This window comes from Xanthobacter autotrophicus ATCC 700552 (genome assembly GCF_043194565.1).
Lineage (GTDB): Bacteria > Pseudomonadota > Alphaproteobacteria > Rhizobiales > Xanthobacteraceae > Xanthobacter > Xanthobacter autotrophicus_F.
Genome location: NZ_JBAFVS010000001.1, coordinates 161,741 through 174,299 on the forward strand (window position 1 = coordinate 161,741; position 12,559 = coordinate 174,299).

Below are 12,559 nucleotides of genomic sequence, written 5' to 3' on the forward strand. Positions count from 1 at the left end.
GGAGAGACACCATGGGCGGCGATTTTTCCATCGACCAGAAGCGTTATCTGGAAGGCTTCGTCTCCGGCGCCAAGGCCGTGCAGATCACCCGCGGCGCTGTGCCTGCGGGCGCGCCCGCCGCTGCCGCCGAGCCCACCGGCCCGGATGCGGCGAGCCTGAAGGCCATGGCCCGCTTCGAGGCGGAGGGCAAGAAGCTCACGCCCGAAGAGAAGGGCAAGCGCGAGGAACTGGGCCTCGATGCCTACGGCCGCATGAAGACGGCCGCCCACGAGGGCACCTTCCCCAAGGGTCCGGACGTGTTCCGCTGGAAGTTCCACGGCCTGTTCCACGTGGCGCCGGCGCAGGACAGCTTCATGTGCCGCATGCGCATTCCCAACGGCATCCTCACCCACTGGCAGTTCCGTGGCGTCGCCGACATCGCGGCCGCCCACGGCGGCAACTACACCGATGTGACCACGCGGGCCAATTTGCAGATCCGCGAGATCCCGGCCACCGACGGCATCGCCGTGCTGGAAAAGCTGGTGGACCTCGGCCTCACCGCCAGGGGCGCGGGGGCGGACAATATCCGCAACGTAACCGGCACCCCCACCGCCGGCATCGATACCCAGGAACTGCTCGATACCCGCCCGCTGGCGAAGGAGTGGCACCACTACATCCTCAACAGCCGCGACATGTACGGCCTGCCGCGCAAGTTCAACGTGGCGTTTGACGGCGCCGGCACCATCGGCGCGCTGGAGGACACCAACGACATCGGCTTCCAGGCGGTGGAGGTGAAGGACGGGTTCGCCGTCGCGCCGGGCGTGTGGCTGCGCCTCGCGCTGGGCGGCATCACCGGCCACAAGGATTTTGCCCGCGACACCGGCATCGTGGTGCGCCCGGAGGAGGCGACCGACGTGGCGGCCGCCATCGTGCGCGCCTTCATCGACACCGGCGACCGCACCGACCGCAAGAAGGCGCGGCTGAAATACGTGCTCGACGCCATGGGCTTCGACGGCTTCCTGGCGCTGGTGGAGAAGAAACTCGGCCGCCCCTTCACCCGCCTGCCGGCCGAGGCGGTGGCGCCCCGCGCGGAGGCCGACCGCCTCGCCCATCTCGGCGTCCATGCCCAGAAGCAGCCGGGGCTGAATTACATCGGCGTCGGCCTGCCGGTGGGCCGCATGAGCGTGGAGCAGATGCACGGCCTTGCCGACATCGCCCAGCGCATGGGCGACGGCGATATCCGCCTCACCGTCTGGCAGAATCTGCTGATCTCCGGCGTCGCCGACGCGGACGTGGCGCAGGCCTGCACCGCCATCGCCGCGCTGGGCCTCTCCACCCAGGCGACGCCGCTCCAGGCCGGCCTTGTGGCCTGCACCGGATCGAAAGGCTGCCGCTTCGCCGCCGCCGACACCAAGGGCACCGCGCGCGCCATCCTCGCCCATTGCGAGGAGCGGGTGGCGCTGGACGGGCCGGTGAACATCCATGTCACCGGCTGCCACAACAGCTGCGCCCAGCATTATATCGGCGATATCGGCCTCATCGGCGCGCGGGTGGCCATCAATGACGATGGCGACACGGTGGACGGCTATCACCTCCTCGTCGGCGGCGGCTTCGGCACGGACGCCGCCATCGCCCGCGAGCTGTATCGCGACGTGAAGGCCGAGGACGCCCCGGTGGTGGTGGAACGCCTGCTGAAGAGCTGGCTCGCCCACCGCAACGCCGGCGAGCCCTTCTCCCATTTCACCCGCCGGCTGGACCCCGACGCGCTGAAGGCGCTGGCGGAAGCGGCATGAGGACGGCGGCATGAGGACGATTGTCCGCTGCGCGGAAGTCGAGCGCCGGGTCCCGGCTCGCATTCCGCTGACGCTCCATGCGTCCGGGACACAAGGACGGCTTCGTGTCCCGGCCGACTGCAACGCAGCGCAGCGCAGTGGAAGGAGAGCCGGGACCCAGCGCAACGACTACGCGCCGCAGGCGCGACCCCTGACATCCGCACGCAAAGAAGCACAGCCATGAGCCTCCAGACCCGCATTCCCATCGTGCCCGTCCTGCCCGACAGCGCGCCCTTCACCGGCGAGCAGCGGGCGTGGCTGAACGGCTTCTTCGCCGCCATCCTCTCGGCCGATCAGGTGAGCGCCCCCACCGCCCTCTCGGCGGGCGACGCGGCGGCGCTGATGCCCGACATGCCTGCCCCGGCGGCGGACGATGGCGCCGACGATGGCGCGCCCTGGCACGACCCCGCCATGCCGCTCACCGAGCGCATGGCGCTGGCACAGGGCAAGGCCCTACCCCGGCGCATGATGGCGGCCATGGCCCAGCAGGATTGCGGCCAGTGCGGCTATGTGTGCGAGACCTACGCCAAGGCGTTGGCCGACGGCGCCGAAAGCAAGCTCAACCTCTGCGCCCCCGGCGGCAAGGAGACCCTGCGCATGCTGAAGCAGCTGGCGGAGGAGACCGCCGCCGCCCCGGCCTCTGCCCCGGCCGCCGCCCCCGCGCCTGCCGCCGTCTCCTACGACCACACGCCCCATGCCCCGGCGCCGCTGGGCACCCGCGAGAATCCCGGCGAGGTCACCTTCCTCGGCCGCACCCGCCTCAACAAGGACGGCTCCGAGAAGGAGACCTGGCACATCGAGTTCGATCTTGCCGGCTCGGGTATCGACTATGTGGCGGGCGACAGCTTCGGCGTGTTCCCGGTGAACGATCCGGACCTGGTGGCGGCGGTGCTCGGCGCGCTCCACGCCCCGCCGGACTTCCCCATCGCCGACAAGACCCTCGGCGAGGTGCTCTCCCGCGAGGTGTGCCTGAAATCGGCCCCCGACGCCCTCTTCACCCTCATCTCCTACATCACCGGCGGTGAGCGCAAGGCCAAGGCCCGGGCGCTCGCCTCCGGCGAGGATCCGGACGGCGATGCCGCCATTCTCGACGTGCTGGCGGCGCTGGAGAAATTCCCCGGTATCCGGCCCGATCCGGAAGCTTTGGTGGAGTGCCTGGAGCCGCTCCAGCCGCGGCTTTATTCCATCTCCTCCAGCCCCACGGCCACCCCCGGCAAGCTCACCCTGACGGTGGATGCGGTGCGCTACGACCTGACCGGGCGCACAAGGCTCGGCGTCGCCTCCACCTTCCTCGGCTCCCGCATCGCGCCGGGCACGCGCATGAAGGCCTATATCCAGAAGGCGCACGGCTTCGCCTTGCCGGACGACCTCGCGCGGGACGTGATCATGGTGGGTCCGGGCACCGGCATCGCCCCGTTCCGCTCCTTCCTGCACGAGCGGCTGGCCGCCAAGGCGCCGGGGCGCAACTGGCTGTTCTTCGGCCACCAGAAGCGCGACACCGACTTCTTCTACGAGGACGAGCTGAGCGGCCTCCAGGCCTGCGGCACCCTCACCCGGCTCGACACCGCGTGGTCGCGGGACGGCGCCGGCAAGGTCTATGTGCAGGACAAGATCCGCGCGGCGGGACCCGAATTGTGGGCGTGGCTCCAGGCCGGCGCGCACTTCTACATCTGCGGCGATGCCAAGCGCATGGCCAAGGACGTGGAAGCGGCCATGGCCGCCGTCGCGGTGGAGCATGGCGGCCTCTCGGCAGAGGCGGCGGCCCGCTTCGTGGCCGACCTGAAGACCGCCGGCCGCTACCAGGCCGACGTCTACTGACCCCGAACAGCCTCAGGCAGGATCGGCCCCCCATGAACGCGCCTCTCGCCTCGCCCCCGAGCGTGAAGACCACCTGCCCCTATTGCGGCGTCGGCTGCGGGGTGAAGGCGACGCCGGACGGCATCGGCGCCGCCCTGGTGGAGGGCGATGCCGCCCACCCGGCCAATCTCGGCCGCCTGTGCTCCAAGGGCGCGGCGCTGGGGGAGACCGTGGGGCTCGACACCCGCCTGCTCCATCCCCTGGTGCGCGGGGCGGACGGGGCGCTCGCCCGCGCCTCGTGGGACGCGGCACTCGACCGCGTCGCGGACGGGCTGAAGGCGGTGCGGGACGCGCACGGGCCAGGGGCGATCGCCTTCTATCTCTCCGGCCAGCTTTTGACCGAGGATTATTACGCCGCCAACAAGCTGGCGAAGGGCTTCCTCGGCACGTCGCATGTGGATACCAATTCGCGCCTGTGCATGTCCTCCTCCGTGGCCGGGCACAAACGCGGCTTCGGCTCGGACACGGTGCCGGGCTCCTATGAGGATTTGGAGGCGGCGGACCTCATCGTGCTGGTGGGCTCCAACACCGCCTGGTGCCATCCGGTGCTGTTCCGCCGCATGGAGGCGGCGCGCACGGCGCGGGGCACCAAATTCGTCGTCATCGATCCGCGCCGCACCGAGACGGCGGCGGAAGCCGACCTGCACTTGCCCCTCGCCCAGGGCACCGATGCGCTGCTCTTTTCCGGCCTGCTCGCCCATCTGGCCCAAAGCCCGGCCTTCGATGCGACGTATGTGCGCGACCACACCACCGGCTTCGACACAGCGCTCGCCCAAGCCCGCGCCGTGACGCCGGATGCCGAGACGACCGCCCGCGCCTGCGGCCTCGCGGTGGAGGACGTGGAACGCTTCTTCGCCTTGTTCACGGACACCGCCCGCACGGTGACCTGCTATTCGCAGGGGGTGAACCAATCGGTGGTGGGCACCGACAAGGTCAACGCCATCCTCAACTGCCATTTCGCCACCGGCCGCATGGGCCGCGAGGGCATGGGGCCGTTTTCCCTCACCGGCCAGCCCAATGCCATGGGTGGGCGCGAGGTGGGCGGGCTCGCCAACCAGCTCGCCGCCCACATGGGCTTCGCCCCGGAGGAGGTGGACCTTGTGCGCCGCTTCTGGGACGCGCCCCATATGGCCACAAGCGAGGGCCACAAGGCGGTGGACCTGTTCGCCGCCATCGGCCGGGGCGAGATCAAGGCCCTGTGGGTCATGGGCACCAACCCGGCCGTGAGCCTGCCCGAGGCGGACGGCGTGCGCGCGGCGCTCAAGGGCCTCGACCTGTTCGTGCTGTCGGAGAATGTAGCCGACACCGACACCGCCTCATGCCATCCCCACGTGATGCTGCCCGCCGCCGCCTGGGGCGAGAAGGACGGCACCGTCACCAATTCCGAGCGGCGCATCTCGCGCCAGCGGCCCTTCCTGGCCCCGCCCGGCGCGGTGAAACCCAATTGGTGGGCGCTGGCGCAGGTGGCGACGCGCCTCGGCTTCGGCGCGGCCTTCGCGTGGCGCGGGCCGGCGGACATCTTCCGCGAGCATGCCGCCCTCTCCGGCTTCGAGAATGCCGGCACCCGCGATTTCGACATCTCCGCCTTCGCCGAGCTGTCGGATGCCGCCTACCAGGATTTCGCCCCGGTGCAGTGGCCGGCCCCGCCGGGTCGGCCACAGGGCACCCAAAGGCTGTTCGCGGACGGCGGCTATTTCACCGCCGACCGGCGCGCCCGCTTCGTGGCGCCGGCCCCGATCGAGGCAGCGCGGGCGAACGACGCCTTCCCGTTCCTGCTCAACACCGGCCGCATCCGCGACCAGTGGCACACCATGACCCGCACCGGCCTGTCGCCCCGGCTGGGCTCGCACATCCTGGCGCCCTTCGTCGCCGTGCATCCGGACGATGCCGCCCCCCTCGGCCTCACCGACGGCGCGCTGGCGCGGGTGTCGAGTGCCCATGGCGCAGCGGTGCTGGAAGTGCGGATCGACGCCGGCCAGCGGCACGGCACCCTGTTCGCGCCCATCCACTGGAGCGGGGCGACCTCTTCCCACGGACGGGTGGGGCCGCTGGTCCACGCCGTCACGGACCCCCATTCCGGCCAGCCTGACCTGAAGGCGACGCCGGCCACCCTCGCGCCCTATGCCGCGCCGTTCGAGGGCTTCGTCCTGTCGCGGCGCCGGCTTCAGCTGCCGCAGGGCCTGTGGTGGGCGCGGGCGGCGCTGGAGGGCGGCTTCGGCTGGCGCATGGCGGGCGGCCTCGGGCCGAACGACTGGGCACAGTGGGTGAAGGCCGAGGGCCCCGCGGATGTGGCGGAACTGGTGGACGGCCCCTCCGGCCTCTACCGGGCCGCCGCCTTCGACGCGGACGGGCGGCTGGATTTCGCGGTGTTCGTGGGCACGGCGGGCCGGCGCGTGGCGTGGGACGCGCTCAAGGGCCTGCTGGGCGAGGACACCGTGTCCACCGCCGACCGGCGCACCCTGCTGGCGGGGCGGCGGGCGGGAGCGGCGGCCGCATGCGGGCCGCTGGTGTGCGCCTGCTTCGGCGTGCCGCGCGATGCCATCGTGGGCGCCATCCGCGCCGGTGCGCACGATACGGCCATGGTGGGGGAAAAGCTCAAGGCCGGCACGAATTGCGGCTCGTGCCTGCCCGAGATCCGCCGCCTCCTGACGGAGACGACGGTATCGGCCTGAGGGGCGGGAGGTCCCGCCCCTGGAAGGAAGCCCTCAAGCCAACGGCCCCGGTCTTTGACCGGCGCCGCGCGGGCTTGTTCCAACGTCCAATGAGACAGGCTCACCGGCCGTTGGAATCAGCCTTCCTTGCCTTCGGCCTTGGCCCGCTCGATGCCTTCGAGGATGAGCTTGTGCGCTTCGGCGGCATCGCCCCAGCGCAGGATCTTCACCCACTTGTTGGGCTCCAGGTCCTTGTAGTGCTCGAAGAAGTGCTCGATCTGCTTGAGCGTGATGTCCGGCAGGTCGGAATGGTTGGTGACCTTGTCGTAGCGCTTGGTGAGCTTGGAGGAGGGAACGGCGATGATCTTCTCATCGACGCCGGCCTCGTCCTCCATCAGCAGGACGCCCACGGGGCGCACGCTGATCACGGCGCCGGCGATGATGGCGCGGGTATTCGCCACCAGAACGTCGCAGGGATCGCCATCACCGGACAAGGTGTGCGGAATGAAACCATAGTTTCCAGGATACCGCATGGCGGTATAAAGGAAGCGATCGACGAAGAGCGTGCCGGCAGCCTTGTCGAGTTCGTATTTGATAGGCTCGCCGCCGATGGGCACCTCGATCACGACATTGACATCGTGGGGCGGGTTCTTGCCGATCGGGATCGCATCGATGCGCATGATACACTCGCTGGATAGCTACGGTCCACGCGGGCGGTTGCCCGTGCGGAGGTTACCGCTGCCAAGCGAAGGCGATCTTGTCCAGCGTTTTCGAGCCGAACTGCTCCGTCGAGGATGCGACCGGTTGCCCCCCTAAGGCCCGATAGAAGCCCACCGCATTCTCGTTTTCGGCGAGCGCCCACACCACCAAACCATCGAGCCGCGCAAGACTTAGGTCCCGGCGGGCCGCCGAAAACAGGCGCTGGCCGAAACCGAGGCCCTGATACAAAGGTTGTAGGTAGATTTCATAGATCTCGCCGCCGTAGGGCAGGCTCTTGGCGCGGTTGCCACCGTAATTCACATAGCCGGCGAGGTCGTCGCCCACCAGCAGCACGGAGAGCCGGCTACCGCGCCGGATCGCGGCGTCCCACCAGCGCGGGCCGCGCCGCTCCACCATGCGTTCAAGCTCGACGCCGGGGATGAGGCCACGGTAGGCCGTGCGCCAAGCCGCGTCGTGCACCGCCGCGATCGCCTTGGCGTCGGCCGGCTTGGACCTGCGGATTTCTATGAGGCCCGTGCTCATGACGTGATGGAAGCATTCCCCGCGCCCAGCTTCAAGGGGCAATGGCGCGCAGGGGCGGGATCGCCCGGCGGTCCGGGCATGGGGGCGGCGGGGCGGGCTTGGTCGCCGAGGCCCCCTCCCATCTAGACCGCCCCCTCCCCCAAGCCGCCGCGGCTCCCTCTCCCGCTTGCGGGGGAGGGGTGGGGTGGGGGCTCGAGCACCGGGGCAGGACACCGGCGGGCGGGGCATGGCGGAAACCGTCCGCCCCCACCGAGGGGCGTGCAATCCCGCCCGATCCCGCCTAAATGGGAAAGGCCGGGCGCGCTGCGCGCTGCCCGCAGACGCAAGGGAGCAAGGCGCCCACCCATGATCCGCTTCCTGTTCCGCTTCATCGGATTCTGGCTCGTGGCCGGCGGCTTTGTCGCCCTCATCGTCGACGGCACGCGCTCGATTGCGGCCTCCGCGCTGGTGTTCACCTCCACCGGCGATGCCTGGTTCGCCCTCTCGCCCGGCACGCTGGAGCAGGCGGAACGGTCGGGCCGCACCGGCCTGCCGCTGGTCTGGAACTCCGCCATCCTGCCGCTCTTGTCCCTGCCGGCCTTCCTGCTGCTGGTGGTGGCGGGGCTGATCCTGCTCGGCCTCGGCCGGGTGCGCGAGCGCTCGCGCTTCGAGGTTTCACGGTAAAGCGCCCCTCGCGGAAACGGCAGGGAGGTCCCATATTGGGGCTCAGGCCCGGCTTGCCGCCGGTGCTTTCCTTCAAGCCCCATTCGCGCGCGACGGGTCCGATGCCCGGCGCGACGCCCCGAGGAGCCCGCCATGTTCTGGCTGAAGAAATCCCTCGACCTGCCCACCAAGGCCGATGCCCTGCCCGGCCGCGGCACCCCCGTCCCCACCGCCGAGACGCATCACGTCAACGGCCACGCCCTCAAGGGCCCCTACCCCGCCGGGTTCGAGACCGCCGTGTTCGCCCTCGGCTGCTTCTGGGGCGCCGAGCGCAAGTTCTGGCAGACACCCGGCGTGTGGGTGACCGCGGTGGGCTATGTGGCCGGCCACACCGAGAACCCCACCTACGAGGAAGTGTGCTCCGGCCGCACCGGGCACACCGAGGCGGTGCTGGTGGTCTATGATCCCAAGGCCGTGACCTATGACGAGCTGGTGCGGCTGTTCTTCGAATCCCACGACCCCACCCAGGGCATGCGCCAGGGCAACGACGTAGGCACGCAGTACCGCTCCGGCCTCTATGTGACCGACCCGGCCCAGCGGGTGGCGGCGGAAGCGGCCAAGGCCGCCTACGAGCCGGCGCTGAAGGCCAAGGGCTTCGGCCCCATCACCACGCAGATCGCCGAGCTCGGCCCGTTCTATTTCGCGGAAGGCTACCACCAGCAGTATCTGGCCAAGAATCCCGACGGCTATTGCGGCCTCGGCGGAACCGGCGTCTCCTGCCCCATCGGCACCGGGGTGGCGGCGCAGTAGCCTTCGGCCCGGAGCGGGTCTCATCTCGGTCCAACGGGCGCGGCACAGGCTGCGCCCGTCTTCGTTTCGGCCCCCTGTTGCAAAGGCGGGCGCCGCGCGGTTCATTGGGGACCCATCCCCTTGTCGTGCCCAGGCTCGCCCGTCCTTGCCCGCTGCTCCCTCCCGCACCCTTCTCGCCCGTGGCCGCGCCCTCGCGCTCGGCCCGCGCACCCTCGTCATGGGCATCCTGAACGTGACGCCCGATTCCTTTTCCGACGGCGGCGCCAGCGCTGCCCCGGACACCGCCCTCGCCAATGCCCGGCGGCTGGTGACCGAGGGCGCGGACCTGCTGGACGTGGGCGGCGAATCGACGCGTCCGGGCCATACCCCGGTGGAGGCGGAGGACGAATGGGCGCGCATCGCCCCGGTCATCGCCCCGCTCGCCGCCGAAACCGGCGTGCCCATCTCCGTGGACACCTACAAGGCCTCCGTCGCCCGGCGGGCGCTGGAGGCGGGGGCGGTGATCGTCAACGACGTGTGGGGGTTTTCGCGCGACCCGGACATGGCGAAGGTGGTGGCGGACCACGACGCCGCCGCCGTGGTGATGCACAACCGAACCGAAGTCGATGAAACCCTCGACATCGTCGCCGATATGCTGGACTTCTTCGAGAAAGCTCTCGATACGGCCGACCGGGCCGGCGTGAAGCGCGAGCGCCTCGTGCTCGATCCCGGCATCGGCTTCGGCAAGACCTTCCCGCAGAACCTGTCCGCCATCCGCCGCCTCGGCGAACTGCGCGTGCTGGGCCTGCCTATCCTGCTCGGCGCATCGCGCAAGTCATTGATTGGAAAGGTGATCGAGACCGTGCCGGCGGAGCGCCTGCCAGGCACGATCGCCTCCAACGTCATCGCCATCATGGCCGGGGTGGAGATCATCCGGGTGCACGACGTGGCCGCCCATGTGCAGGCGGCGCGCGTCGCCGAGGCCATCCGGGACGCCTCGTGAGCCGCCGCACCGCCTATCTGTGCCTGGGCTCCAACGTGGGCGACCGGGCCGCCACCATGGGGCTGGCGCTGGGTGTGCTGGCGCGTGCCGGGCTCACCATCGGCGCCCGCTCCTCGCTTTATGAGACGCCGCCGTGGGGGCCGATCCCGCAGGGGCCGTATCTCAACCAGGTGGTTGAAATTCAAAGCCCGGTGTCGCCCCGCAGCCTGCTGTTCCTGGCTCTGCTGGTGGAGCGGATGCTGGGCCGCGACCGGCCCCACGAGGTGCGCTTCGGTCCCCGGCGCATCGACATCGACATCCTGTTGTTCGCGGATGAAATGATCGCCGAGCCGGACCTGGACATCCCCCATCCGCGCCTGCTGGAGCGGGCCTTCGCTTTGGTGCCGCTGACCGAGATCGCCCCTGAGATCATGGTCGCAGGCGTGCGCGCGGCCGATGCGCTGGCCCCGCTCGACCAGAGCGGCATCGTAAAGGTCGTAGCCGACTGAAAACGCACGGAAAAACCCCGCGCCGGGTGGCGCGGGGCGGTTTGGAAAGGTTCGCGATCACATGGTCCGGATGTTGGTGGACCAGGTATCCACCTGGCGCTTCACCTCATCCTTGGCATAGCCGTAGCGCTCCTGCAGCTTGCCTTCGAGAATTTCGCGATTGCCGTTGATTTCGGCCATGTCGTCGTCGGTGAGCTTGCCCCACTGCGCCTTGAGATTGCCGGTCATCTGCTTCCAGTTGCCTTCAATGCGATCCCAGTTCATGCGTTCGTCCTCCATTGGAGTGGAATTATGCTGGAAGAACGTTCACGCTGACACACAGGTTCCGGATTAAAACTGCTTCGGAACGGGGGAACCAAATATGACGGCACGGCACGAGGACGACGAAAAGCTTGCGCAGGGCGTCGCCAAAGGTGAGCGGGCGGCGCTGGCGCGGGCCATCACCCTCGTGGAATCCCGCCGCACCGACCATCGCCGGCGGGCGCAGGTGCTTTTGCAATCCCTGCTGCCGCGCACCGGCGGCGCCTTCCGGGTGGGCATCACCGGCGTGCCGGGGGTGGGCAAGTCCACCACCATCGACGCGCTCGGAACCTACCTGACCCAGCAGGGCCACAGAGTGGCGGTGCTGGCGGTGGACCCCTCCTCCACCCGCACCGGCGGCTCCATCCTGGGCGACAAGACCCGCATGTCGCGCCTTGCGGTGGATCGCAACGCCTTCATCCGCCCCTCCCCCTCCAGCGGCACCCTCGGTGGCATCGCGGCCAAGACGCGGGAAACCATGCTGCTGTGCGAGGCCGCCGGCTTCGACGTGGTGCTGGTGGAAACCGTGGGTGTGGGCCAGTCCGAGACCGCGGTGGCCGATCTCACCGACACCTTCCTCGTGCTGATGCTGCCGGGCGCCGGCGACGAATTGCAGGGCATCAAGAAAGGCGTGCTGGAGCTGGCCGACATCGTGGCCGTAAACAAGGCGGATGGCGACAACATCACCCGCGCCCGTGCCGCGGCCAGCGAATATCGCACGGCCCTGCATCTGCTCGGCGCCCGCCTGCCCCACTGGTCGCCGCCGGTGCTGACCTATTCGGCGCTCACCGGGGCCGGCATCCCCGAGGTCTGGGAGCAGGTGCAACTGCATCGGAGCAAGTGCGAGGCGGCGGGCACCTTCGCCGCCACCCGCCGGGCCCAACAGGTGCGCTGGATGTGGACCCTGCTCAACGAGCGCCTCGCCGAGCGGGTCACCCACGACCCGGCGGTGAAGGCCCGCCTGCCCGCGCTGGAGCAGGAGGTGGCTGCCGGAACGCTGGCCCCGGCGCTGGCGGCGGCGGAGATTGCCGGCCTCATCGGGTTGTGAGCGCGCACCATGGCGCGCCCGCTCCGCATTCTGGTGACGGCATTCGGGCCGTTCCCGGGCGTGCCGCTGAACCCCTCGCAGCGCGCCGCCATCGACCTTTTGCGGTTGAGGCGCCCGGCCGTGTCCGATGTGGAGATCACGCTGGAGATCCTGCCCACGCGCTGGGATGTGCTGCCCCGCCTCGACGCGCTGTTGAAGCGGCACCGGTTTGACGCCGTGCTGCTGCTTGGCGTCGCCGCCCGGCGCCGGCAGGTTTGCCTCGAAACCCGGGCGGTGAATGCGGTCCGCGATTTCCCGGATGCGGCGGGACGGCATCCGCCGGGGCGACGCATCCTCTCCCAAGGGCTGGAGGCCCTTGCCTCCACCGCCCCGGCGCGGGCGTGGGTGGCGAGCCTGCGGCGGGCGGGCATCACCACCTCGGCTTCTCGCGACGCCGGCCGTTATCTGTGCAACGCCGCCTATTTCCACGCGCTCGGCGCGGCCCACGGGCAGGCGCGGGGAAAAGACGTGGCACCGCCCGTGCTCTTCGTTCACCTGCCCGGACGCTCGGGCGTCCCGCGCGGCGCCTCCCGCACGGGTCTCGCCCGGGCGCTGTCCGGCCTGCTTGTCGCGCTCGTCGCGCAAGCGCGGCGGCGCAATGCCTGCGGCCCCGGTCTTCCCCCCTCGGCGAGGGAGCCTCGCCCGGACACGGCGCCAGCTTGACCCAGTGCCGTCGAGCAAGCGGCCCC

General features: G+C 70.1%; 12 protein-coding genes. 9 read left to right on the forward strand and 3 right to left on the reverse strand.

Annotation, left to right across the window (positions count from 1 at the left end):
• The first annotated feature begins 11 nt into the window (after positions 1 to 11).
• The 3 genes from V5F48_RS00810 to V5F48_RS00820 all read left to right on the forward strand — a co-directional run bounded on the left by V5F48_RS00810 (position 12) and on the right by V5F48_RS00820 (position 6,340).
• On the forward strand, positions 12 to 1,772 hold the full coding sequence (locus V5F48_RS00810) for a NirA family protein (protein WP_394039110.1): 1,761 nt from the start codon (positions 12 to 14) through the stop codon (positions 1,770 to 1,772).
• Between the two features lie 219 nt (positions 1,773 to 1,991).
• Positions 1,992 to 3,629, forward strand: a complete 1,638-nt coding sequence (locus tag V5F48_RS00815) for a sulfite reductase subunit alpha (protein ID WP_394039112.1) — start codon at positions 1,992 to 1,994, stop codon at positions 3,627 to 3,629.
• Positions 3,630 to 3,661: 32 nt separating this feature from the next.
• Positions 3,662 to 6,340: a nitrate reductase gene (locus tag V5F48_RS00820; RefSeq protein ID WP_394039114.1), complete on the forward strand. Its 2,679-nt coding sequence runs from the start codon at positions 3,662 to 3,664 to the stop codon at positions 6,338 to 6,340.
• Between the two features lie 116 nt (positions 6,341 to 6,456).
• Here V5F48_RS00820 and ppa read toward each other — a convergent pair whose 3' ends face one another.
• Both ppa and V5F48_RS00830 read right to left on the reverse strand, forming a co-directional pair.
• Positions 6,457 to 6,999, reverse strand: coding sequence for an inorganic diphosphatase (gene ppa / locus V5F48_RS00825; RefSeq protein ID WP_394039116.1), 543 nt, complete (start codon positions 6,997 to 6,999; stop codon positions 6,457 to 6,459).
• A gap of 52 nt (positions 7,000 to 7,051) precedes the next feature.
• The gene (locus tag V5F48_RS00830) at positions 7,052 to 7,561 is read right to left on the reverse strand and encodes a GNAT family N-acetyltransferase (RefSeq protein WP_394039118.1); all 510 of its coding nucleotides are present in this window, start codon (positions 7,559 to 7,561) and stop codon (positions 7,052 to 7,054) included.
• Between the two features lie 345 nt (positions 7,562 to 7,906).
• On the opposite strand from V5F48_RS00830, the gene V5F48_RS00835 reads away from it, so the two are divergent.
• The 4 genes from V5F48_RS00835 (at position 7,907) to folK (ending at position 10,483) form a co-directional block, all read left to right on the forward strand.
• Entirely contained in the window at positions 7,907 to 8,224 is a 318-nt protein-coding gene (locus V5F48_RS00835) for a hypothetical protein (RefSeq protein ID WP_394039120.1), read from the forward strand.
• Between the two features lie 132 nt (positions 8,225 to 8,356).
• Complete coding sequence (msrA, locus tag V5F48_RS00840; RefSeq protein ID WP_394039122.1) at positions 8,357 to 9,013, forward strand: peptide-methionine (S)-S-oxide reductase MsrA; 657 nt, start codon at positions 8,357 to 8,359, stop codon at positions 9,011 to 9,013.
• 145 nt (positions 9,014 to 9,158) lie between these two features.
• Positions 9,159 to 9,995, forward strand: a complete 837-nt coding sequence (gene folP, locus V5F48_RS00845; RefSeq protein ID WP_394039124.1) for a dihydropteroate synthase — start codon at positions 9,159 to 9,161, stop codon at positions 9,993 to 9,995.
• Positions 9,992 to 10,483 carry a 2-amino-4-hydroxy-6-hydroxymethyldihydropteridine diphosphokinase gene (gene folK / locus V5F48_RS00850; protein ID WP_394039126.1) on the forward strand — a complete coding sequence of 164 codons (492 nt, stop codon included), beginning with the start codon at positions 9,992 to 9,994 and terminating at the stop codon, positions 10,481 to 10,483. The genes folP and folK overlap by 4 nt, the downstream gene beginning before the upstream one ends.
• Positions 10,484 to 10,540: 57 nt before the next feature.
• On the opposite strand, the gene V5F48_RS00855 is transcribed toward folK, so the two are convergent.
• Positions 10,541 to 10,747: a CsbD family protein gene (locus V5F48_RS00855; RefSeq protein WP_282888695.1), complete on the reverse strand. Its 207-nt coding sequence runs from the start codon at positions 10,745 to 10,747 to the stop codon at positions 10,541 to 10,543.
• Between the two features lie 97 nt (positions 10,748 to 10,844).
• Here V5F48_RS00855 and meaB point away from each other — a divergent pair, with 97 nt between their 5' ends.
• On the forward strand, positions 10,845 to 11,831 hold the full coding sequence (meaB, locus tag V5F48_RS00860; protein ID WP_394039129.1) for a methylmalonyl Co-A mutase-associated GTPase MeaB: 987 nt from the start codon (positions 10,845 to 10,847) through the stop codon (positions 11,829 to 11,831).
• A gap of 9 nt (positions 11,832 to 11,840) precedes the next feature.
• Positions 11,841 to 12,533 (forward strand): pyroglutamyl-peptidase I, encoded by a 693-nt coding sequence (locus V5F48_RS00865; RefSeq protein WP_394039131.1) that lies wholly within the window; start codon positions 11,841 to 11,843, stop codon positions 12,531 to 12,533.
• Positions 12,534 to 12,559 lie beyond the last annotated feature (26 nt).